Origin of the sequence: Meiothermus sp. CFH 77666 (assembly GCF_017497985.1) — a bacterium.
Lineage (GTDB): Bacteria > Deinococcota > Deinococci > Deinococcales > Thermaceae > Meiothermus.
The window spans coordinates 1-21,469 of sequence record NZ_JAGDFV010000010.1; the positions used below are offsets into that span (position 1 = coordinate 1).

The 21,469-nt window shown below is 63.0% G+C and carries 18 protein-coding genes and 1 rRNA gene; 7 read left to right on the forward strand and 12 right to left on the reverse strand.

All coding sequences use genetic code 11. The features are described 5' to 3' along the window. Nucleotides 1-119 (forward strand): 16S ribosomal RNA (locus J3L12_RS06965); the annotation flags it as partial. A gap of 244 nt (nucleotides 120-363) precedes the next feature. Then, nucleotides 364-858, forward strand: a complete 495-nt coding sequence (locus J3L12_RS06970; RefSeq protein ID WP_208014418.1) for an NUDIX hydrolase — start codon at nucleotides 364-366, stop codon at nucleotides 856-858. Here the strand turns inward: J3L12_RS06970 and J3L12_RS06975 are convergent. The 3 genes from J3L12_RS06975 to J3L12_RS06985 form a co-directional block, all read right to left on the reverse strand. Then, entirely contained in the window at nucleotides 836-1,009 is a 174-nt protein-coding gene (locus J3L12_RS06975; protein ID WP_208014327.1) for a hypothetical protein, read from the reverse strand. The two genes, J3L12_RS06970 and J3L12_RS06975, sit on opposite strands and share 23 nt — an antisense overlap. A gap of 90 nt (nucleotides 1,010-1,099) precedes the next feature. Beyond that, nucleotides 1,100-2,266 carry an N-methyl-L-tryptophan oxidase gene (solA, locus tag J3L12_RS06980; RefSeq protein ID WP_208014328.1) on the reverse strand — a complete coding sequence of 389 codons (1,167 nt, stop codon included), beginning with the start codon at nucleotides 2,264-2,266 and terminating at the stop codon, nucleotides 1,100-1,102. A 97-nt stretch (nucleotides 2,267-2,363) separates the two neighbouring features. After that, nucleotides 2,364-3,335: an NADPH:quinone oxidoreductase family protein gene (locus J3L12_RS06985; protein ID WP_208014329.1), complete on the reverse strand. Its 972-nt coding sequence runs from the start codon at nucleotides 3,333-3,335 to the stop codon at nucleotides 2,364-2,366. A 132-nt stretch (nucleotides 3,336-3,467) separates the two neighbouring features. Between J3L12_RS06985 and crtI the strand changes: the two genes are divergently transcribed. The 4 genes from crtI (at nucleotide 3,468) to J3L12_RS07005 (ending at nucleotide 8,041) form a co-directional block, all read left to right on the forward strand. Beyond that, nucleotides 3,468-5,108 (forward strand): phytoene desaturase family protein, encoded by a 1,641-nt coding sequence (gene crtI / locus J3L12_RS06990; RefSeq protein ID WP_208014330.1) that lies wholly within the window; start codon nucleotides 3,468-3,470, stop codon nucleotides 5,106-5,108. A 12-nt stretch (nucleotides 5,109-5,120) separates the two neighbouring features. Further along, nucleotides 5,121-5,846 carry a SinI family restriction endonuclease gene (locus tag J3L12_RS06995; protein ID WP_208014331.1) on the forward strand — a complete coding sequence of 242 codons (726 nt, stop codon included), beginning with the start codon at nucleotides 5,121-5,123 and terminating at the stop codon, nucleotides 5,844-5,846. 4 nt (nucleotides 5,847-5,850) lie between these two features. Next, on the forward strand, nucleotides 5,851-6,996 hold the full coding sequence (locus J3L12_RS07000) for a DNA cytosine methyltransferase (protein WP_208014332.1): 1,146 nt from the start codon (nucleotides 5,851-5,853) through the stop codon (nucleotides 6,994-6,996). Between the two features lie 166 nt (nucleotides 6,997-7,162). Then, nucleotides 7,163-8,041 carry a hypothetical protein gene (locus J3L12_RS07005; protein WP_208014333.1) on the forward strand — a complete coding sequence of 293 codons (879 nt, stop codon included), beginning with the start codon at nucleotides 7,163-7,165 and terminating at the stop codon, nucleotides 8,039-8,041. 150 nt (nucleotides 8,042-8,191) lie between these two features. On the opposite strand, the gene J3L12_RS07010 is transcribed toward J3L12_RS07005, so the two are convergent. The 7 genes from J3L12_RS07010 to J3L12_RS07040 form a co-directional block, all read right to left on the reverse strand. After that, complete coding sequence (locus tag J3L12_RS07010) at nucleotides 8,192-9,040, reverse strand: hypothetical protein (protein WP_208014334.1); 849 nt, start codon at nucleotides 9,038-9,040, stop codon at nucleotides 8,192-8,194. Nucleotides 9,041-9,220: 180 nt separating this feature from the next. Beyond that, nucleotides 9,221-10,453, reverse strand: coding sequence for a threonine ammonia-lyase (gene ilvA / locus J3L12_RS07015; RefSeq protein WP_208014335.1), 1,233 nt, complete (start codon nucleotides 10,451-10,453; stop codon nucleotides 9,221-9,223). Between the two features lie 16 nt (nucleotides 10,454-10,469). Then, nucleotides 10,470-11,696 (reverse strand): VWA-like domain-containing protein, encoded by a 1,227-nt coding sequence (locus tag J3L12_RS07020; protein WP_208014336.1) that lies wholly within the window; start codon nucleotides 11,694-11,696, stop codon nucleotides 10,470-10,472. A gap of 26 nt (nucleotides 11,697-11,722) precedes the next feature. Further along, nucleotides 11,723-14,401, reverse strand: a complete 2,679-nt coding sequence (locus tag J3L12_RS07025) for a hypothetical protein (RefSeq protein ID WP_208014337.1) — start codon at nucleotides 14,399-14,401, stop codon at nucleotides 11,723-11,725. A gap of 61 nt (nucleotides 14,402-14,462) precedes the next feature. Beyond that, entirely contained in the window at nucleotides 14,463-15,458 is a 996-nt protein-coding gene (locus J3L12_RS07030) for a MoxR family ATPase (protein ID WP_208014338.1), read from the reverse strand. A gap of 260 nt (nucleotides 15,459-15,718) precedes the next feature. Then, nucleotides 15,719-16,186, reverse strand: a complete 468-nt coding sequence (locus tag J3L12_RS07035; protein WP_208014339.1) for a CYTH domain-containing protein — start codon at nucleotides 16,184-16,186, stop codon at nucleotides 15,719-15,721. A 12-nt stretch (nucleotides 16,187-16,198) separates the two neighbouring features. Next, complete coding sequence (locus tag J3L12_RS07040) at nucleotides 16,199-17,566, reverse strand: DUF4832 domain-containing protein (protein ID WP_208014340.1); 1,368 nt, start codon at nucleotides 17,564-17,566, stop codon at nucleotides 16,199-16,201. Between the two features lie 310 nt (nucleotides 17,567-17,876). Between J3L12_RS07040 and J3L12_RS07045 the strand changes: the two genes are divergently transcribed. After that, nucleotides 17,877-18,464, forward strand: a complete 588-nt coding sequence (locus J3L12_RS07045; RefSeq protein WP_208014341.1) for a hypothetical protein — start codon at nucleotides 17,877-17,879, stop codon at nucleotides 18,462-18,464. 1 nt (nucleotide 18,465) lies between these two features. On the opposite strand, the gene J3L12_RS07050 is transcribed toward J3L12_RS07045, so the two are convergent. Further along, nucleotides 18,466-19,878 (reverse strand): DUF4832 domain-containing protein, encoded by a 1,413-nt coding sequence (locus J3L12_RS07050; RefSeq protein ID WP_208014342.1) that lies wholly within the window; start codon nucleotides 19,876-19,878, stop codon nucleotides 18,466-18,468. Nucleotides 19,879-20,066: 188 nt separating this feature from the next. Beyond that, the gene (bshA, locus tag J3L12_RS07055) at nucleotides 20,067-21,347 is read right to left on the reverse strand and encodes an N-acetyl-alpha-D-glucosaminyl L-malate synthase BshA (protein WP_208014343.1); all 1,281 of its coding nucleotides are present in this window, start codon (nucleotides 21,345-21,347) and stop codon (nucleotides 20,067-20,069) included. Nucleotides 21,348-21,469 lie beyond the last annotated feature (122 nt).

The window sequence follows — 21,469 nt, forward strand, 5'->3', positions numbered from 1 at the left end:
AGTGGGTTTTGCCTGAAGTCGCCGGGAGCCACAGGCAGGCGCCTAGGGTAAGGCTCATGACTGGGGCTAAGTCGTAACAAGGTAACTGTACCGGAAGGTGCGGTTGGATCACCTCCTTTCTAAGGAGCACTTAGCTCGGCTGATCTTTCTTTGTTCAAGCTAGCGCCCTTCGGGGCGCTTTTTTTGTTCACCTAAGCACGGTAATCCATAATTTGATAGAGGATATGTCATATGTGCCTTTGTACACGACAAACACCTCGGTTCCGTGTACACTGTTGGTAGGTACCCATTGCTGGGTCATTGGGAAGTAGTTACAGTATGCGTTATTCAGTTGGTTCGCGCCGCCGTAGACCCAAGCGCGGCATGGCCGGGGGCAATGGGCCTCAGGCACTGCCGCAATCCCGCCGCCGTGTGACTTCGGCGGGGGGAGTAGTATTGCGCGAGAGGGCCGGAGGGAAGGGCCTCGAGGTTCTTCTAATCGCCATCAAGGACGGGCGGGTCTGGAGCCTGCCCAAAGGCCAGGTGGAGCCGGGGGAGCGCTTTTTTCAGACAGCCATCCGCGAAGTACGCGAAGAGACCGGCATCGAGGCCAAGGTGCTGGCGCCCCTGGGCAGCATCCGCTACCACTTCACGGTCAAGGACGACGGCATCCAGACCACTGTCACCAAGGAAGTCCACCACTTCTTGATGGGCTATGTGGGGGGGACACCCCGGCCCCAGAAAGAAGAGGTGGACGGGGTGGATTGGTTTCTGGTGCCCGAGGCCCTCAAGCGGCTCTCGCACCAGAACGAGCGTGACGCGGTGATCAGGGCATTGATGCACTGGGAAGCCAAAGCTATCGCTGGCACCCATGGCTAGGCGCGGCTTTCTGTGTCGAAGGTTCGATGTTGACGTCTAAAGCCAGCTCTTGTCGGCTCTTTTTCTTGAACACATCGGCAAAAGGGGCGGTGATGAGCAGTATCAGCACCAGCGGGCCAATGCCCACCACGCCGCCCAGAATCCATTCCATTGGAGTTACGCTCGAGAGCATCCACTCATCTCCATATCTCCACAAAGCAGAGCATACCCCCAATGGGTATTTGAAGATCGGCGTCTGGATTTAGCTCCAGGCCGGTCTTCGGGCCAGACGGAAGGTGGTCAGATCGAAGGGGGTTTGCCCGTGCAGGGCCAGCTCGGCCAGGGCCTCCCCCACTGCCGCCGAATGCTTGAAGCCATGCCCGGAGCAGGGCGAGGCCACCAGGATGCGCTCGGAGTCGGGGTGGTGGTCGAGAATGAAGTCGCCATCGGCGGTGGAGGTGTACAGACAGGTAGCGCTCTTGAGGCAGCCGGGGCCCAGCCCCTTCAGGCGGCCCTGCACGTAGCGCAGCATGGCCTGGGTTTCGGCTTGGGTTACCTGGCGCTGCACCTGGTCGGGGTGGGTGGGGGTGTGGGCCTGTTCGGTGGCCACCTTCACGCCCTGCGAAACCTGGGGGAAGCCGTAAAAGTGTTCTCCCTCGGCGCTGCCGAACATCCAGATAAAGATGGGAAAGCGCTCCGGCAGGTAGGCTTGGGGGTCGTGGGCCTCGAGCCAGAACAGCACCTGCCGGTAGACCCGCAGCACCCGCGCCAGGGGCTCCCCCAGCAGTTCGGCGGCCCAGGCCCCCGCACTGACCACCACCTGGGCGGCCTGGTAGCGGGCCTGGTCGGTTTCAATCTCTACCCCGTCTTTCAGGGGAACGATTCGCCGGACGGTTTCGCCGGTGTGTACGGCAGCACCCAGGCGCTGGGCCTGCTCGAGCTGCACCTGCACACAGCGCTCGGGGTAAACGAGCCCCGCCCCCGGCTCGTAGTAGCCGGTCTCGTCGCCCTTCAGGCTAAACTGTGGGAAGCGGGCTTCAATCTGGGCGGGGTTCAGCACCTCATGGGGAATGCCAAACTGCCGGGCGGCCTCCAGGGTGCGCTGCAAAAACTGCGGCTTGCCGTGGTGCAGGGCCTGGCCCACCGCACCACTCAGAATCAGGCCCCCGCAGGCCAAAAAAAGCGAGGCGCCGGTCTGGGCCTCGAGCTCCCGCCATATCTGGTGCGAACGCAGCACCAGCGGCACGTAAGCGGCCCCCTCGCCGATGGCCTGCCGGGTAATGCGGGTCTCGCCGTGGCTGGAGCCGTAGGTGTGCGGGGGCACGTGCCGGTCTATCCCAATTACCCTGGCCCCGCGCCGGGCCAGCTGGTACAGGCTAGCGCTGCCCATGGCACCCAGGCCCACCACGGCTACGTCGGCAGTTTTCATAAGCCACAGCATACTGCCACCCTCTGGCTGGGAGGGCTTGAACAAAGGATGGTAGGGTTCGGGTGCTCAAGGAAGAAAATTTGCCCCCTTCGCTCTTTCAGGGTTCCAGAATCACCTTGCCGGTATTCTTCCGACTCATCACGAATTCAAAAGCCAGAGCGGCCTCTTCCAGCTTGAACCGCTCGCCCACCACCGGCTTGACCTTACCGGAAGCCAGCAAAGGCATCAGGAAGGCGGTGGCCGCTTGCATCAGGGCGGGGTCGCTCAGGAAGGGGGTGAGCCAGACGCCAATCACGCTCTGGTTGCCCTTCATCAGACCCACCGGGTACATCTGGGCCATCTCGCGCGAGGCCGAACCAATCACCAGCAAGCGGCCCCGGTAAGCCAGCATCTTGAGGCTGTGGGCAAAGCCCGCACCCCCCACCACCTCCATCAGGATGTCCACTCCGTGGCCCTCGGTGGCGTTTTTGACGGCATCCACCAGGTTGTCCTGGGTGTTGAGCAGGGTCACGTCGGCCCCCAGACTACGGCACAGGGCCAGTTTTTCCTCGCTGCTGGCCAGGGCCACCACCCGCAGGCCCAGGGCCTTAGCAATCTGGATTGAGGCCGTGCCCAGCGCTCCGGCTGCCGCCTGAATCAAGACCCATTCCCCCGGCTGGGCTCTCGCCTGGGTTTGCAGGGCAAAGTAGGCGGTGAAGTAGGAAACCGGAAAAGCCGCTGCCTCGGCAGCGCTCATGCCTGGTGGAACCGGCAGTACTGAGCGGGCATGGACTACTGCATACTCGGCAAAAGCCCCGCTCCCCCCCAATGCCGCCACCCGTTGCCCCACCTGCAACCCCACTGCCCCCTCGCCGAGGGCTTCGATGACGCCTGCAAACTCCATACCCGGAACCGTGGGATAGCGGGTACGCACCAGGTACTCGCCCGCCACGTACAGGATGTCGGCAAAGTTGAGCCCTGCCGCCTCGACCCGGATGAGCACCTGTCCGGGGCCGGGGTTGGGTTTGGGCAGGTCGGTGAGTTGCAACACTTCGGGGCCGCCGGCGCGGTGTACCTGGATGGCTTTCATGTAGCACAGCATAAGGCCGATAGCAGATTGCGGATAGCCGATAGCCAGTACTCAGTACGAGACCTGTAATGCGCCAGAATGTAGCTCTACCGAAGAATGTTCCTGGCAGCCCGGAGTATCCTTGGCCCTGATATGGCGAAAACCGCAATTGTCATTGGTTCGGGGATTGGGGGCCTGGCGATGGGCCTGCGTTTGCAAAGCCTGGGCTTCGATACCACCATCGTGGAAAAACTGGACGGCCCCGGTGGGCGGGCCTATGTGCGCAAAGTGGACGGCTTCACCTTTGACATGGGGCCTACTGTCATCACGGTGCCACACTTTATCGAGGAGCTGTTCAGCCTCGAGCGGGGACAGTCCAACCTGCATCTACCCGACTTTCCCGCCGAGGTACTGGGGGATGACAAGCGCATCAAGGCGGGCCTTTCGGGCGGCCCCAACACCAGCAAGTACGTCCAGATTGTGCCCATCCTGCCCTTCTACCGTATTTATTTTGACGACGGTACCTTCTTCGACTACGACGGCGACCCCGAGAACACCCGCCACCAGGTAGCGGCCCTGGGCGAGCCGGGCGATCTGGAGGGCTACGAGCGCTTCCACGCCGATGCCAGAGCCATTTTTGAGCGGGGGTTCCTGGAACTCGGCTACACCCACTTTGGCGACCTGGGCACCATGCTGCGGGTGGTGCCCGACCTGCTGCGCCTGGACGCCGTGCGTACCCTGTTCAGCTTTGCCAGCAAGTATTTCAAGTCGCCCAAGCTGCGCCAGGTGTTCAGCTTCGAGACCCTGCTGGTGGGGGGCAACCCCCTGAGCGTGCCCGCCATCTACGCCATGATTCACTTTGTGGAGAAAACCTGGGGCATCCACTTTGCCCTGGGCGGCACCGGCGCCCTGGTGAACGCCTTCGTGCGGAGGTTCGAGGAGCTGGGCGGCACCATGCGCTATAACGCCGAGGTTCGGAAAATCAACGTGGTGCGCGAGGGCAGCAAAAAAATTGCCAGGGGCATCACCCTGGCGGACGGCACCGTGCTGCACGCCGACATCGTGGTCTCCAACGCCGACTACGCCAACACCTACCTGAAGCTCATTGAGCCGCAGTACCGCTTCTGGCAGTCGGATCTGGTGGTGAAGAACCGCCCGCAGAGCATGTCGCTGGTGGTGATTTACTTTGGCTTCCGGGCCGACGGCACCGAGGGCCAGAAGCTACGCCACCACAACATCATCCTGGGGCCGCGCTACGAGGAACTGCTACGGGACATCTTTGGACGCAAGGTGCTGGCCAGGGACTTCAGCCAGTACCTGCACATCCCCACCCTGACCGACCCCAGCCTGGCCCCGCCCGGCCACCACGCGGCCTACACCCTGATTCCCGTCCCCCACAACGGCAGCAAGCTGGACTGGGACTTGCTGGGCGAGCCGTTTGTGAACAAGGTACTCCGGTTCCTGGACGAGCGCGGCTACCTGCCGGGCCTGATGGAGCGTCTGGTACACAAGAGCTTCATCACCCCGGACTACTTCGAGCACACCCTGAACAGCTACCTGGGCAACGCCTTCGGGCCGGAGCCCATCCTGGCTCAGTCGGCCTTCTTCCGGCCCCACAACAGGAGCGAGGACATCGCTAACCTTTACCTGGTAGGGGCCGGGGTACAGCCCGGCGCAGGCACCCCCAGCGTGATGATGTCGGCCAAGATGACCGCGCGGCTCATCGCGCAGGACTTTGGGATTGTGGACAGGGCTGTGGATAATAAACCCTCAAAAGAGCCTGTAGGTGTTTAGTATTGGGTAGAAATGGATTTTTCAGATCTCTTGGAGTCTGCAAAAAGTGCCGCCGAAAAACTCGGGAAGTCTTGGGATATACGTCTCAATGTAATCTTGAGATATTGCTGGGATAGTCCCCAAAAAGGAGCGTTCCCTCAAATAGGGAGGCTAGTCATAGACGATACGGAGGGTCTAAGCGCTTACCGGAAGATTGGCAAAGATAAACAAAAAGTAGATGTTACAGATTACCTGATGCAATACCTTATTCGTTATTTTAATGCTAGAGAGAGCCAGTTAGCCTTGAAGGAGGTGCAAACCATTGCAGATCCCGCTGTGGACGTCATCCTGGAAGCATTCACTCAGCTAGAGGACTTACCTGCAGTTTCGGAAAACCATCGCATTTCCATGGCCGCTGAGAACCTACTAGGTGAGTTGCTGGAGCGCTACATAGCCAATCGCCTCGAGCCACATGGGTGGGTCTGGTGCGCGGGCAATGTTGTGCGGTCGGTTGATTTCCTTAGCCAAGACCTCAGTATTGCATTACAGATTAAGAACCGTGACAACAGTGAAAATAGCTCGTCCTCAGCTATTCGTGATGGAACGAACATCCAAAAGTGGTTTAGGATTTATTCAAGAACAGGTAGAACAAACTGGGAGAACTTCCCTCTTGAATGGGAGAACTTCCCTCTTAAATCGGGCCTCAGCGAGGACGATTTTCATAGGTATATCAAAGATTACGCGAAGGGCCTAAAATAAATGCATGCATCGCTTTTCACATATTTCTCTGTTCTCAGGAGCGATGGGTTTAGACTTGGGTTTGGAGCAAGCTGGTTTTGAAACGCTGGCCTTTGTCGAGCTCGATCCCATAGCACGCCAAACCATTCATATCAATCTAAGCCGCCTGGGCCGTAACGCAACTGTTTTTGAGGACGTGACACAAGTAACAGCTCAGGATTTGCTGGACGCAACCAATTTACGAGTTGGTGAGGTCACTTTAGTCTCGGGTGGGCCTCCTTGCCAACCTTTTAGCACAGCAGGCCGCAGAGCAGCTATACAAGACCCCAGAGGCAGTTTGTTCAGGGATTTCATCCGGCTTATTGAAGGTATCCGCCCCCGCTTTTTCGTGATGGAAAATGTGAGAGGTATACTTTCTGCTGCCATTCGCCATCGTCCTATTGCTGAACGCGGTAAAGAAGCGCGTCCACTTGAACCCGATGAATTACCCGGCTCAGCTTTTCAGGTAATCCTCGATGAGTTTACTCGCCTTGGCTATTCCTATGTCTATGGTCTCCTAAATGCTGCAAATTATGGGGTGCCGCAGATACGTGAGCGGGTAATTATTATTGGTAGTCGCGACCACGAACCAGTTGCTCTACCCCAACCAACTCACAGCCGGAGCGGAATAGGGCTTCCAAAGTGGCGAACCCTAAGAGAAGCACTCGCAAACCTAAGTGACCCCGAACCCCAATTCCCGCCATACCCCGATTCACGTTTGCGATTCCTCCAACTGATTCCCGAAGGTGGTAACTGGCGAAATTTGCCACGTGAACTGCTTCCTGAAGCCATGGGTGGAGCACTTAATTCCGGTGGAGGAAAAGTTGGCTTCTACCGTAGGCTAGCCTGGGATAAGCCGTCCCCAACAATTACTACCAGCCCCGCTCAAAAAGCCACCGATATGTGCCATCCTAGTGAATTACGACCTATTAGTGTCCGGGAAGCTGCACGTATTCAGGGGTTTCCTGACGACTGGATTTTTTATGGTTCGATGGCTGACCAGTACCGCCAGATAGGAAACGCGGTTCCTCCCCGTTTAGGAAAAGCCATTGGGGATTCTATAGTTGCCACCATCATGGGTGAGAAGAAAGCCACTGCTATTCAAACTAGGCTCTTTGAACTTGCAAGTTGAGCCCACGTCACACTCACCTTTACGCTTTTCCTTAAGAAAACCTAAGCACCCAGATGAATTATTGTGAGGTAAAAACGTGACTGGCACGTATTTCAGCTCGTATCCCATCTTAGACTTCTAACCCTGTAGGCCCAAAGAATGGGTTTTGCAGAAAGGGGTGCAAACCATGCGAAACCTGGGTTCAGCGAAATGGCTCTTGAGTGCGCTGGCAGGGGCGCTGCTACTCGCGGCTTGTGGTAGCCCCAGCAACTCCACGCCTTCCACACCGCCCGTCAGCGAAAGCATGTCGGTGGAGGAGGCCCGCGCCGCGAGCAACGACCTCGAGCTTCAGGGTCGGGCTCCTGAGCAGCAGGTGGTCTTCGACTTTAGCGGCAAGGTGGAGGAAGGCCCCAGCAAGGACACGGTGCTGGCGGGCAAGCTGACCCTCGAGCTCAAGCCGGTGGGGGGCGGCCACTTCGTGTTTATGGGCGCCCTGACCGGCACCAACCTGAATGTACCGGCCAAAGGGGTGCTGACCCGTGGAGGGCGCATCTACATCTTCTTCGAGGTGGACAAGGCCAACAACCTGCTGATCATCGGCACCGGCAAGCGCGAGGCGGGCGGGGTGTTCAAAGGCCCGTTTGTGGGGCCCGCCCCAGGGGATCGGAGCAGTTGGACGGCCACGCCCGTGTCGGGGCCGACCCCCATGCCCACCCCCACGCCACAAAAGCTCGCCTACAACTTCAGCGGGCTGGTGGAGGATGGCCCGGCTCAAGGGACGAAGCTCGAGGGCAGGCTCAACCTGGAAGTCCGGCTCAAGGAAGGCTACGGACGGCTGGAAGGCAAGCTGCTGCTGGCCAATGGCAGCGAAATTCCGGTAAAGGGCGCCCTGGCAGGCGACAAGAAGGTGTTTGTCATTTTTGACCTGGGCAAGGGCGGGCGCATTGTGGGCGAGGGCGACATTCAGACCGACAAGCGCATCCAGGGGCCTTTTATTCTGGTACAGCAGGAGAATGGACGCGCCAGCCTGAGCAAGGGCTCCTGGACGGCCACGCCGATTCCTTAGAGTGCTCCGCATACCAACTTTACTTGAGCGCCTTGGATAGCCAAGAAGGTGGGAGGTAGGAAGTAGAGTGTAGATTTTGAAAACTCACCGCCCACCTCCCACCCCCATCTCGCGCCTTGTCCTGAACCGAACCGTAGCCGCCTGGATGGGCTACCGGGGGGCGACGACCTCGAGCCTTACCGGCGAGACCACCAGGGTACAGGCCTTGATCAGCACCTTGTTGACCGCGCCCCCTCCACCAAAGTCCAGGCTCCGCTCGTTGCAGGCGCTGGCCCCAGCGTAGCCCTCGAGCGAACCCGCCACCCAGCCGCCCCCCGAGCCGGCCAGCGAGCCGTCGGGGGGAATCCGACGGGAAACGCTGCCGGGGTTGGCGATCAGGTGGGAGTAGGCGCTTAGAGCGGGGTTGGTGCGGCTGGGATAGAGCTTCAGCGAGCCGTACTGCGGGGCGCGGTCTATAGCGTAGGCCGGGGCCATCTCGAACGACCATTCCACCGCCCCGATGCGGAGGGGGTTGGGCAGGCTCAGGCGGTAGGGCGCGGGGTATTCTAGCGTCCAGCGGGGCTGGCTGTAGAGGTCATCGGCCGAAACGTACTGGGGAAACAGTTGAGGGTCAAAAAAGGCATACCAGTTGATCCAGGTCTCAAAGAGGGGTTCTGTGAGCATCTGCTTCAGAGCGTAGGAAGGGCCAAAGCGGTTGGAAAGCTCCTGGAGCGGCATCCCGTTGAAGGCAATGCGGCGGATGGGGTCAAGGCCGTTGCGCTCGCGGTCGTACCAGGCCGTAGCGAGGACGAAGTTGGGCCTGCGCCAGTCCGCGCTCTGGCCGGGGTTCACCACCCAGACCCGGGTGGACTGGAGCACCGCAATATAGGCCTGTCCCTCAATCACTGTGGGGTGGCTGCTGACCAGAAAATTGAGAATTCGATCCTGGTCGGTAAAAGGGGTGGTCTGTGCCAGGGCCAGGCTCACAAACAACAGGCTGCTTACCAGGGACTTTTGCATGGGCTAAGTACCTCCCGTCTACGTTTTGGATAATGACATGATCGAAAATCATTCGGTTATTGCGCCCCGAGCATGATTTTCTAGCGCAGCCTGGATTCATCTCTAGACCTTATACAGGCGCAACTTAACTGTACAGGATGGAGCGTCACTCCTGCGTCACCCCTAAAAAATAGCCCGCCCTCAGCCTGGCCACTCGCCCACGTTTTCGCGCTCGACGGCGTAGCCGGCATGCTCGAGGCCCGCTACCACCTCGTTTCCGTGCTGGGGGTCGCGCACCTCGAGCACCAGCTCCACCCCCACCTTGCCCAGGGGGGCCAGCCACAAGGCCCGGCGGTGAAAGATGTCAATGATGTTGGCCCCTGCCGCCGCCACGTGATCCACCACCCGCGCCAGCGCCCCCGGACGATCCACGATGGCCAGCTTGAGCAGCAGGTAGCGCCCCTGCCGCACCATGACCTGCTCAATCACGCGGGAGAGCAGGTTGCCGTCAATGTTGCCCCCGCAGAGCACGGTGGCCACGATCTGCCCGGCCTGGATAGGCACCTTACCGGCCAGGATGGCCCCCATCCCGGCGGCCCCGGCCCCCTCCACCACCAGCTTGAGGTTCTGGGCGCAGTGGGCAATTCCCCGGGCGATTTCGTCGTCGGTGACTTCGACCACCTGGTCCACGTACTGCCGGATCAGGGGCAGGGTCAGGTCGCCGGGGCGCTTGACCGCGATGCCATCGGCGATGGTCTGGGCCACCGGCACGCTGACCGGCGCCCCGGCCCGCAGCGAGAGGTTGACCGGCGCACAGCCCACCGCCTGCACGCCCACAATCCGGGCCTCTGGGCGCAGGCTCTTGACCGCTACGGCAATGCCCCCTATCAGGCCCCCGCCGCCAATGGGCACCACCAGCACATCCAGGCCGGGCAGGGCCTCGAGGAGCTCGAGGCCGATGCTGCCCTGCCCGGCGATGATTTTTTCATCGTTGAAGGCGTGGACGTAGGTGTAGCCGTGCTGTTGCTGGAGTTCGTGGGCGTGGGCCACTGCGTCGTCGAAACTGGCCCCGTGCAAGACCACCTCCGCCCCCAGGCGGCGGGTGGCCACAATCTTGGTAAGGGGCGCATGCTGGGGCATCACAATCACCGAGCGGATGCCCTGGAGCGAGGCCGCCAGCGCCACCCCCTGGGCGTGGTTGCCCGCTGAAGGGGCAATTACCCCTCTGGCTTTTTCTTCCGGGGTGAGCGAGGCTATTTTGTGATAGGCTCCGCGAATCTTGAAGGAACCGCTGCGCTGCAAACACTCGGCCTTGACAAAGATTTTGGCTCCGAGATCCTCGGAGGTGAGGGGGTCGGGCAGGGTGGGCGTCGGCGCAATGACCCCGCGAATCACCTCGCGGGCGGCCTGGATGTCCTCAAGTCGAATCGCCATGTGATGATTTTATTGCCTACAACAGCCGGGCTACCTCGCCAAAGGGAAACGAGGCCGAATCAAGCCCCCCGGGTGCTACCACCCACAGCGTGGGGAGCTGGGGGGCCTCGGCGGGGAAGTCGCCGTAGCCATCGGTCAGGTACACACACACCCCCTCGTGCGCCCCACGCGCCACCTCCTCAAAAAACGGCACAAAACTGGTGCCGCCACCCCCCTGGGGCGGGGGAATTTCGCTGTCGGCCTTTAGTTCGTGCGGGCCGTAGAGGGCGGCATCGGCGTAGTAGAGCCGGGCCTTGAGGTGCGGGTAGGCCCGCAGGATACCCTGCACCTCGCCCAAAAAGCGGCGAACCAGGGCATCGTCTACGGAGCCCGAGGTGTCCACGGCAATGTAGACCGTCAGGCTCTCGCCCTCGAGGGTCTCGATGTACAGGCCGCGCCCCAGGTGGCGGCGGTCGTAGCCCACAAAGTCGGTGGGGGTGCGCACCAGAAAGCGCCACAGCAGGGCTTTCCAGTCGAGCTCCGAGGGTTCCAGGAGGCCAAAAGCCCGCTCCAACCCCGCCGGCAGGCTGCCCTTGCCCAGGCCGCGAACCACCGCCTGGGCTTGCTGGACGGCTTTTTTCCAGTGCCTTTCGATGGCGGCCTTCTCGGCCTCGCCCAGCGCACCCCCTTCCACCCGCTTCCGGGCAGGCTTGCCCCTGCCCGGCAGTGGGCCCTTATCGGCTTCACCCTCCCGAGGCTCCGCTTCCAGCGCATCCTCGGGAGGGGCCTCGAGCAAATCAAGCTCCACCGACGCCTGGGGCTCCTGGGGCAGCAGGGCGTAGACCTCCTCCACCGCCAGGCGCTCGAGCTCGAAGTTGCGGACATGCCCCTCGGGCAGACTGAAGCCTTGCCCGACCAGGATACCGTTCACCACGACGTCGGCAGCGATGTTCCAGCGCTGGGGGTCGCGGTGCGAACGGCGGGTTACGTGCAGCAGGGCCGCATGCAAGACCTCGTGCAGCAGCACCCCGTCGAAATGGTCGTCGGAGAGGGCCGCCATGAACTGGGGGTTGTAGAAGACATCGCGCCCATCGGTGGCCGCCGTGGGAATGGCCAGGCTGGGCCGGTAGTGGGCAAACAGGGCCAGGGTGGCAAAAAAGGGTGAACGTCGTCGAAGGCGGAACAGGCTGGCGCTGATGCGGCGATCCAGCACCGGCACGGGGCTTTCCGGGCCGGGTTCTGGTTTTGGGGCCGTTTCGGACATTTCAAACCTCACACAAGCCATCTGGGTTACAAACCCCCGGCTCTCGACCCTAGGCTCTTTACAGCCCTGTTCCGCACCAGACGGTTGCCGTCCTGGGCCAGACGCTCCAGCACTTCCACCGGGGTATTGGGGTTCTGGGCCACCGCGTAGCGCACCAGCCACTCGGGGGCGGCCCAGTGGCGCACCTTGGCCAGCTCGAGCGGGGGGATTCCGGGCCAGGCCAGGGCCACCGCCCGGTTTAGGGCAAAGCGCGACCTCGAGGCCTGCAACCCCAGCCGCACCCGGTGCGCCGCCAGGGTTGTGGCCGGCAGGCTGGGGTTGCGGAGGGCGGCCAGCCGCACCTCTTCGTCGGGATCCTGTAGCAGCCCCTGCAGGGCCTCGGGAGGCGCGTGGGGGTGCTGGGCTACCGCCAGGCGCACGTCGCGGTCGGCGTCCTGGGCCATTTGGGTCAGCATCTCGGCTGGCAGTGCGGGGTTTCGAGCCAGGGCCTGCCGCACCGACCAGTCCTCGTCCTTTTGCAGCGCCTGGAGCACCTCGAGGGGGGTGGCCGGATGCTGCGCTGCCAGCGCCCGGCCCCAGGCCTGCTGTGCAGCCAGAAAGCGGAGGAAGGCCGTATCCAGTTGGGGGTCTAACGTTTCGGCCTGCCGGTACTGCTCGAGCCAGTCCGGAGGGGTGCGAGGGTTATTCCGGGCCGCCTGCCGAACCTCTTCATCGGGGTCGGCCATGAGCGCCCGCAGCGACGACAGGGGTGCCTGGGGGTGCCGGGCCACCAGCAGCCGGATGTCCTGCGGGTCCTCGGGGCGCACCTGCTCCAGCACCCTAGCCCCCGCCTGCGGGTGGGCATACGCCGCCCGCCGCACGTCCACATCGGAATCGGTTGCAAGCCGCACCAGCACTTCGGCAGGGAGGGCCGGGCGCTGGGCCACGGCCTGCCGCACCCGCCAGTCCTCGTCCTGCGCAAGGGCCAGGAGCGTTGAAGGCGGCGCTTCGGGGTGGGCGGCCACCAGCCTGCGGGCCCGCTCCGGGCCCCGCGCCAGCGTTTCCAGCCATTCCGGGGGCACCGGCTCCTGGCGGCGCACCCGTCGGTACAGCTCGCCCGGGCGGATGTCCAGGTTGGCCGGGAAAACCCATCCCGAAAAAAAGGCTTCCAGGGCTTCTTCGGGCGCGTTTGGATGGTCGGCTACGGCCTGCTGCACGTCGGTATCGGGGTCCTGGCCCAGCCGGCGGAGCGCCTCGGTCGGTGTGGAGGGGTTCTGGGCTACCGCCTGCCGCACCGGCCAGTGGTCGTCCTGGGCCAGGACTTGCAGCACTTCCCCTGGGGTGCGGGGGTTCTCGGCAACCCGCATCCGCACATCGGGCTGTTTGTCCTGGGCCAGCCGCTCCAGGCCGGGCAGGGGGGTCTGGGGGTGCGAAGCCACGGCCTGGCGCACTTCAGGGTCGGGGTCATGCGCCATCGCGGCCAGCACCCCGGGCGGGGTTTTGGGGTTCTGAGCGATGGCCAGGCGGGTGGCCGGGTCGGGGTGGGCGCGGTAGTCCTCCAGCATCTTGGTCGGCACGTGGGGGTGGGCCATCACCAGCCGACGGCAGTACGGGCCCTGGCGGGCCAGCAGATCCAGGTGCTCGGCATAAAGGCTGGGGCTTCGTTGCTCCAGAAGATCGAAGATATCCCAGAACCACGGGCTGTGGGGATTGTGGGTTGCAGCCTGGCGCACCTCCTCGTACTCGTCGGCCATGAGCTGCCCCAGGATCCGAGAGGTGGCGCGGGGGTTGGCGGCCACGGCCTCGCGCACCGCCCGGTCGCCATCGCGGGCGAGCGGCTCCAGCCAGGGTTTGGGGATACGGGGGTTGCTGGCTGCCGCGACCCGCACCTGCCAGTCGTCGTCGGCGATCAGGCGCTCCAGAAGGGGGCGCGGGGTCTGCGGATGCTTCGCCACCAGCGCCCGCACATAGGCCGAACCCTGCGCCAGGGCCTCGAAAGAAACCTCAACCGGCAGCCCCTGCTCCAGTTGCTCGATGAGCTGCAGCTGCTCGGCGGGGGCCTTCGGGTGAGCCCGGGCCGCCTGGCGCACCTCCTCTTCATCGTCGAAGAGGAGCTTTTGCAGCACAGTGGGGGGCAGGTCGGCTTGCTCGAGCAGGGCCAGGCGCAGCGCCGTATCGGACTCCTGGGCTATGCGCGAGGCCAGCCAGGGCGGGGCCATCCCCAACAGCACCAGCTGGCGTAGCTCGAAGTAGTCCATGTCGGCCTCGCACCACTCCAGGGCTGCCTCGAGGGGCTCGCTCTCGAAGCCCACATGCAGCCGGGCGGCTTCGGCCACGGCGGGCAGGGGGTGGTCGGCCAGGGCCTCCAGGAACTCGCCAGGCACCCTGGGGTTTTGCAGTACGCTCAAAAGCGACTGTGTATCGCCCTCCTTCAGCGCCCAGCGCAGCAGGTGGAGGGAAGCCTCGGGGCAGGCCAGCAAGCGCGAACGGGCATACCCCGGCATCTCCGCCAGCCAGTTGGCGTTTAGCAGCCAGAAGAGCTCCAGCACCGGGTTAGAAAGCACCGCCTCCGGAAAGTGCACCGCCAGCCGCCAGAGCACCTCCTCGGGGGTGTTGGGGTTGGCCGCCACCGCCCGGCGAACCTCGGCCTCGGGGCGCGAGGCCAGCGCCTTGAGCCGCTCGGGGGGGGTCTGGGGGTTCTGGGCTTCTTCGAGCAACACCTTCATTTTATTCTGCCGATGATCTGTAGCCTGCAGTCAATGGTCAGGGTAGCGGGGCCGAAGCGCCTCAGCCCAGCACCAGCTCCCGGTGCTCCGCCAGATAGGCCTGCAAGCGGGGTTCTTCTCGCACCAACATGGTAAAAACCCCCAGCCCTTGCTGTTTGAGCCGCGGATACAGGTCGGAGACCAGCAGCTGTACCCACTCGGAGGGGGCTACCTCCACCATCCAGCGGAAGGCGTTCAGGGCCTGACGGGCGTTCTCGGCGCGGAAGGCCAGCCCCAGGGTCAGGGCATAGCGGGCCGAGGTTTCCTCGGGGAACGGGGGGCCCTCCCGGCCCTCTAAAATTTCGTTAAGCGCCGGCAGCGCCTCGTAGACCTGCACGTAGGCGGCCAGCTCGGCAGCAGCCGCCTCGCCTACTACCGGCGCAATGTCCAGCCCGGCTTTTAGAAGGTGCGAGGCCATCTCCCAGCTCCGCGGGCTGGGCCAGGCCGGGCTCTTGGCGTCCATCTGGTGCAGCAGGGCCGGGCGGAAGGACAGAAAAGCCAGGATGCGCTCATGAATCCCGGCCTGCAGGCCATAAGCCTTGAAGCTGGCCAGATCCGGGGTGACCTCGAGGTGAATAAAGCGGTTGGCCAGCGGGGCCGGCATATCGAACACCGCCGCACGGTCTTCCTTGCGGTTGCCCGCCGCCCAGACAAACCAGCCCTCCGGCAGCTCGTATGAGCCCACCTTGCGATCCAGGATGAGTTGCTGGGCCATGCCCTGCATGGTGGGGGGGGCCATGTTCAGCTCGTCCAGGAACAGAATCCCCTCACCATCGCGGGGCAAAAACTCCGGCGGATACCACTTGGAGACCCCGTCCACCGGCACCGGCAGGCCGCGCAGGTCGGTAGGGGCCAGTTGCGAGAGCCGCACGTCAATAAAACCGAGGCCATACTTGCGGGCGGTCTGGGCCACGATGGAGGACTTCCCCACCCCCGGCGGGCCCCACAGCATGGTGGCGATTTTCAAGCGATGCTCAATCAGTCCGGATAGATACGTGGCGAGTTCGGTTGGGCTCACGCGAACAGTGTCGGTGATGCGCACGCGAATTTTGTAGGCAAATGAACATTCGTTCGTTGTTAAATTTGTGCTAAAGAGTTTTTGTACAGATACCGATAGCTGGAGGCAAAACGCTACCCGCCGAGCATCGCAGACCGGGTAGGCGCAAGTCCTCTACCCCTCCAAAGCTTGGCCCGCAACTTTCGGCATGCGACATTTACTCGAGGCCACCTGCCAAACCCGAAAACCGCGCTGCCCCTCTCGTGACAAACGATAAAAGCCTAGCCCCACCTCGAGAACGGGTGCTCCACCAGATTGGCATTGAGGTAGCGGGGGTCGTGGGTCACTTCCTCCCCTACCCAGTCGGGCAGCTCGAGGGGTTGGTCGGGTGACTCGAGCTCCACCTCGGCCACCACCAAGCCCTGGTTCTCGCCGGCAAACTCGTCCACCTCCCAGACCTGCCCCCGGTACCAGGTGCGGTAGCGGGTTTTCTCGATGAGGGGCCGGAGGCAAAGCTGCTCGAGCAGCTCCTGGGCATCGGCCAGCGGGAGAGGGTACTCGTACTCGAGGCGGGTCATCCCCTGGGTCTGGCCCTTGATGGTGAGATATGCCTTATCGCCCGCAATGCGTACCCGCACGGTGCGGGCCTCTTCGCGGCACAGGTAGCCCTGGCGGTACGTCACCCCCACCGCTCCCTGTTTCCAGCTCAAAGAACGGGTCAGGAACTTGCGTTCGGTCTCGGTGCCCATACCCGATTGTAGCTACTGCACCTTGAGGGTGTGCTGCAATGAGTTGTAGCCCGTGGTAGCCTCCCAGACATTCGGATTGGCCAGCCGGATGGCGTACTCGGGGCGGCCCGCGAGGTTGGGGGCTGGGTCGGGCAGGTGCAGCAACACCTCGTAGTCGCCGGGGGGCATATCGCCCGGCAGGGTAGCCTCGAGCATCAGGGCCTGGGTCTTCTCCGGCTCCCATTGGCGTGGGTCGGTGTTGAGGGGGAAGCCAAATATCTGTCCGGTGGTCTTATTGCGCAAGACGACTCGAACCGGGCGGGGCCGGATGGGGTTGGCAAAACCGTCGTTGGCGATTTCCAGGCCCATCTGGAAGCGCCCCCCTCTGCTCAGTTGCTCGGGAACGACCGCCCTCACCAGCCGGAAGCGATAGCCCAGGCGGCGGGCGATCTCGTCGTAGCATCCCTCGCTTTTCCAGCGATCCAGCACCGGCTTGTACCAGGTGCCGCTCAGCACCTGCCAGTTAAAGCGGCGCAGCTCGGCCAAAGCCACCGCACAGCTCTGGCGCTGCAGGCCGAAGTTAACCTGACAGGTCTCCCCCGCGACCGGCACAAAACGGGTGATCTTTTCCAGGTAGGCTTTTTGCCGATCCCACTGATTCCAGCTATACGTACCGGCGTCGTTCTCCCCTGCCAGGAAGCAGTCGTTGTGGTGGCCCAGGCGGGCTTGGTCGCTGCCGCTGAAGGCCTGGCTGGAGGAAAGGGGCTGGGGGTAGAGCCGCTCGATGTCCTCCAGGTAGCGCAGCTGCAAAGGGATGCTCTTGGGTAGAGCGGCCAGCAAGGCCCGTACCAGGCGGTCTTCGCTCTCAGGTTTGTCCAGGTTGTTGCTCGAGCTGTGCCACTCCCCCCATAGCCCGATAAACCCGGCCTGTACGGCCAGAATAATGTCTTGGTACTCAGCCCAGAGGGGCCTGAGCTGCTCGATGTGCTGGAGCATGCGCTCTAGAGGGGCGTCTTCGGAGCCGGTCTTACCGGGAAAGGCGTAGTAGTGCCGCAGGATCAGCTTGATGCCGGCCTGGCGGGCGTTCTCGAGGCGGCTCTTGAGGTGATCCAGATAGCTCTGCGGGATGGCGCTGTTGCGGTAATCGTACAGGCTCACGTACACGAACACCACGCTGGCGGGGAAGTTAAACCAGCCCCCCGAGCGCACCGTGCGGTAGTCGTTGTACTCCTGGAGCTGAAAAGCGATGTGAAAACCCCGTTCGGGGTTGAGGAAGTTTTCGTTGCTGGCTGTGTAGGTGAGGGTTTTTCCGGCTAGGGGGGGCAGCACCGGCCCACTGCCTCCGCCGGGGGGTGGGCTAACCTCGTCCAGCTGGCCGCAGCCCAGGAGCAATAGCCCCACCGTCAGCAGCAACCCCCAAGACCACAAACGAGCCCGGCACATCACCGGGATAGTCTAACGGGTCACAGCCCCCCTGTAGTGGTGAGGAAATCTTAAGGGCCACTTAAGATTTGCCGAGGCCCGCTCCCCCACCGTCGCCATAGCCGGTGCTCGGCTACGTAACACCCCCCATAACCCCCGTTTCTTTCTTCGGGACGGGCTTCCTTCCGGCCGCCCTACCCTGTGGGTGAGGGCTTTTACCTAGATGTAATGCCGGAGGTAACCCACCTTTCATGTAGCAAGCGGGATTTTGGCCTATACAGGAGGGGAGATGACCGGGCGATGGGTGGTTTTCCTCATACTGGGGGTGCTTCTGGTCGGCTGCAGCGAGCCTGAGGCGCAGGCTTCCGGCTCGGAGCTGGCCCTGACCCCCTCTGCCCTGGCCACCCTGGACGAGGCCCATACCGGCCTGGCCGCCTACTACTGCCGCCGGGTGGTCTGCGCCGGCGACGACGGCCAGAACCATACCGTACAGGGGTTCGTTGCCTTTGACCTGGGCCGTCTGCGAGAGCTTGGGAGCTTTCAAGCAAGCCTGCGCCTGTACCAAGGGGAGGCCTCTCGCGCCTATGCCCGGCTGGGGCGGCTTTTCATCGAACGCATACGGGTGGAGGGCCCGCAGGATCCCACCGCCCTCAAAGCGCCTGCTCTTTTTACCCTGAGCAACGCGGCTTCCGGCGAGGGGTACCTCGAGCTCGACGTCACCGCGGCCCTGCAGGAAGCCCTGGCTGAGGGGGAGGCTTCGCTCCAGTTCCGGCTTCGCTTCGAAAAACCCACCGACCGGAACCACCAGAGCGACCTGGCGCTCTTCGGTGCGACCGAGGGCCACTCCCCCCTTCTGATCATCCGCCCGGGCCCTTGACTTAGGGCACCCGCACCGTCTGGTTCAGCCGGTTATAGCCGGTGTGGGCCTCCCACACCCCGGGGTTGGCCAGGCGGATGGCGTACTCCGGACGCGCTGCCAGGCTCGGATGCCCGTCAGGCAGGTGCAGCAGCACCTCGTAGCTGCCCGCGGGTATTCCGGCGGGCAAGGGCTGGTCTACTTGAAGGGTCTGTTGGCTGCCAGCATACCAGCGACGGGGCTCGGCGTTGACGGGTATAGCGTACACCTGGCCGCTCTGCGGGTTGCGCAGCACGATGCGCACCGGGCGGGGGTTGTACGGCGCCGCCCAGCCCTCGTTACGCAGGGTGAGGCTCAGGCGCAGACGGCCCCCAGCGGCCACCTCTGGCACCACCGACTGCACCAGCGCAAGCCGGTAGCCCAGTTTGCGGGCGATGGTGTCGTAGATGCCCCACTGCCGCCAGCGTTCCACATTGCCAAAGTCGTTGGCGATGAAGCTCCAGTGGAAGCGGGCCAGTTCGGCCAGCTGGCCTTCTGGGGTACGGCGGTTATAGGGGTCGGAGCCGGCCTCGGGCACATCGCCGCACATCTCGCCGCCTACCGGCATGTACTTGCTGATCTCGGCCAGGTAGTTGCGGTCGGCGGTTCGCTGGGGGTCGTTCCAGGCGTAGGTACCGGCATCGCTTTGGTTCACCATGAAGCAGTCGTTGTGATGGCCCAGGCGGGAAGCGATCTGCTGGGCATCGAAGGCCTGGGCCTCGCTAAAGCCCTGGGGGGCGAACAGGCGGAGCGCTTCCACATACCGGAGCTGAATTTTGCGCTCCTGGGGCACCACGCGGGCCAGCGCCTGAAAGATCTCGCGCTTGTCCTGATCCGAAAGACCGCTGTGGGAATGCCACTCACCCCAAGCACCCACAAAGCCCGCCTGCATGACTGAGATCACGTCGGTGTTTTCCTTCAAGAGGGGGCCGAGCTGCTCGATGTGCTGGAGAATGCGGCTTTTGGGTACTGTGGCGGTACCCCCCCAGGCATACCAGAAACGCACCGAGGCTTTGACGCCGGCCTGGCGCATCTGTGCAAAACGTTGGCGTAGCTGGGCCAGGTAGTCCTCGGCTATGGGTCCGTTCTGAAAGGGCTCGAGGCTGATATAGGCGTGGATCATGCTGTAACCCCGCCCGCGCATTCCAGACAGATCGAGCCCGGTCATGCTCCGCGAACCGATACCGTAGCCAAACTGCACCCCGATCCTGAAGCCCCGCTCGGGGTTGAGAAAGACCTCATCGCTGCTCGCATAGGTCACGGTCTTACCACTTAGGGGCGAGGGGTTAGGATTGGAGTTCCCCGAGGAATCGCCCTGGGTCTGGGTTCCACAGGCGGTAAGCCAAACTATCAGTAACAAGCTAAACCATATGTAGGCGCGCGTTGCTATTTTCACGCCGAAAGCCTACGGGGTAACTTTTGGCGTGACGTTAGTCAAATATTAAGTCACGTTAAGACCCCTGGGCACGACTACGTTTAGATTCAGCCCATAATAATGGGATTTTCCTCGAATGCGTTGCATGAAAACACGTAACGCCACCGCCAGTCCGGCCTTTGGGCCGGACGCCCCGCGCTCCTAGTTGCTCAGCGCCGCACCAAGGCCCCCTCGAGGGTCTTCTCGTAGACCTCCAGGTAGCGGGGCAGCACCACCTCGGGCCGGAAGCGCTCGATGGCCCGGGTACGGGCAGCCTCGCCCATGTTGCGGCGACGGGTACGATTGGAAAGGATCTCCAGGCTGGCCTCGAGCATCCCCTGCACGTCGCCCATCGGGCGCAAAAAGCCGGTTCGGCCCTCTTCGATGAGTTCGGGCAGCCCCCCCACCCGGCTCGCCACCACCGGCACCCCGCTGGCCATGGCTTCCAGGGCCACCAGCCCGAAGGACTCCTGCTCGGAGGGTAGCAGGAACAAATCGGCCACGCTCATGAACTTCTCGATGCTGGGGGTGGACTCCAGAAACTGCACCCGCCCGGCAATCTCGAGGTCGTGGGCCAGCTCGATGGCTTCCTGGCGCAAGGGCCCCTCCCCAATCATGAGCATCCGTGCAGGCATCCGCTCCACAATGCCCGCAAATATCCGCAAGGCATCCAGCGGGCGCTTGACCGCGCGGAAGTTGGAAACGTGCATTACAATGGCCTCTTCCGGCTGGGCAAAGCGGGCCCGGTACGAGGGGTCGCGGTTGGGCTTGAAGCGCTCGGGGTCAACCCAGTTGTAGATCACCTCAATCTCGCGCTCCACCCCCAGCTTTTGGCGGGCATCCTGGGCCAGCGAGTTAGAGACCGCCGTCACCGCGTCCGAGGTGCGCACGGCGTGCTGGGTGGTCTTGGCGAAGGCTGGTTCCCGCCCGACCAGGGTCACGTCGGTGCCGTGCAGGGTGGTCACGACCTTGATATCCAGCCCCATGTCGCGGGCCAAGATGGCGCTGGTAGCATGGGGAATAGCGTAGTGGGCATGCACCAGTTCAATCTTGAAGCGCTCGATGAGCTCGGCGATGGAATTGGCCGCCGTAAGCGGGGTCAGGGGCTCCTGAAACAGGGGATAATCGGCGCTCAAAATTTGGTGAAAATGCAGCGAACCCGCCCGCAGGGGTCTCTTGAGCAGCCCCAGCCAACGGGCCACGCTCTGTTTGGAGGCCTGGAATATCCGGCCCAGCCCACCTACCGGATCCTGTCCCATCGAGATGGGGCTTGCACCCAGCAGATTACTGCTCAGGCCCAGCTGGCTCAGCCTCTCTTCGGTCAGACGAAAGGGCCGCTCGGTGGCCACCACATGCACCCGGTGCCCCAGCCCCGCCAGGGCCAGCGCCAGCTCGGTAGCCACCACCCCCGAACCCCCTGCACTGGCATGGCAAAGAATCGCTATGTTCATGCAACCTCCCTTCGAGCGGTCTTTGAGATCAGAGCGACAATAGACGATGCCTGTTAGCCCCGAAGCCTTGTTTTCATACTGCGCGTGTCAGGTCAGCACAGCTTCAGGTTTTCCGATCGGCT

Excerpts from the sequence above, each read along its gene's own strand:
- J3L12_RS06995 (WP_208014331.1), top strand. The coding sequence starts at position 5,121 with ATGGATTTTTCAGATCTCTTGGAGTCTGCAAAAAGTGCCGCCGAAAAA.
- J3L12_RS06985 (WP_208014329.1), bottom strand. The coding sequence starts at position 3,335 with ATGAAAGCCATCCAGGTACACCGCGCCGGCGGCCCCGAAGTGTTGCAA.
- J3L12_RS07045 (WP_208014341.1), top strand. The coding sequence starts at position 17,877 with ATGACCGGGCGATGGGTGGTTTTCCTCATACTGGGGGTGCTTCTGGTC.
- bshA (WP_208014343.1), bottom strand. The coding sequence starts at position 21,347 with ATGAACATAGCGATTCTTTGCCATGCCAGTGCAGGGGGTTCGGGGGTG.
- J3L12_RS07020 (WP_208014336.1), bottom strand. The coding sequence starts at position 11,696 with ATGTCCGAAACGGCCCCAAAACCAGAACCCGGCCCGGAAAGCCCCGTG.
- solA (WP_208014328.1), bottom strand. The coding sequence starts at position 2,266 with ATGAAAACTGCCGACGTAGCCGTGGTGGGCCTGGGTGCCATGGGCAGC.
- J3L12_RS07000 (WP_208014332.1), top strand. The coding sequence starts at position 5,851 with ATGCATCGCTTTTCACATATTTCTCTGTTCTCAGGAGCGATGGGTTTA.
- J3L12_RS07005 (WP_208014333.1), top strand. The coding sequence starts at position 7,163 with ATGCGAAACCTGGGTTCAGCGAAATGGCTCTTGAGTGCGCTGGCAGGG.
- J3L12_RS06975 (WP_208014327.1), bottom strand. The coding sequence starts at position 1,009 with ATGGAATGGATTCTGGGCGGCGTGGTGGGCATTGGCCCGCTGGTGCTG.
- J3L12_RS07035 (WP_208014339.1), bottom strand. The coding sequence starts at position 16,186 with ATGGGCACCGAGACCGAACGCAAGTTCCTGACCCGTTCTTTGAGCTGG.
- crtI (WP_208014330.1), top strand. The coding sequence starts at position 3,468 with ATGGCGAAAACCGCAATTGTCATTGGTTCGGGGATTGGGGGCCTGGCG.
- J3L12_RS06970 (WP_208014418.1), top strand. The coding sequence starts at position 364 with ATGGCCGGGGGCAATGGGCCTCAGGCACTGCCGCAATCCCGCCGCCGT.
- ilvA (WP_208014335.1), bottom strand. The coding sequence starts at position 10,453 with ATGGCGATTCGACTTGAGGACATCCAGGCCGCCCGCGAGGTGATTCGC.
- J3L12_RS07010 (WP_208014334.1), bottom strand. The coding sequence starts at position 9,040 with ATGCAAAAGTCCCTGGTAAGCAGCCTGTTGTTTGTGAGCCTGGCCCTG.
- J3L12_RS07025 (WP_208014337.1), bottom strand. The coding sequence starts at position 14,401 with ATGAAGGTGTTGCTCGAAGAAGCCCAGAACCCCCAGACCCCCCCCGAG.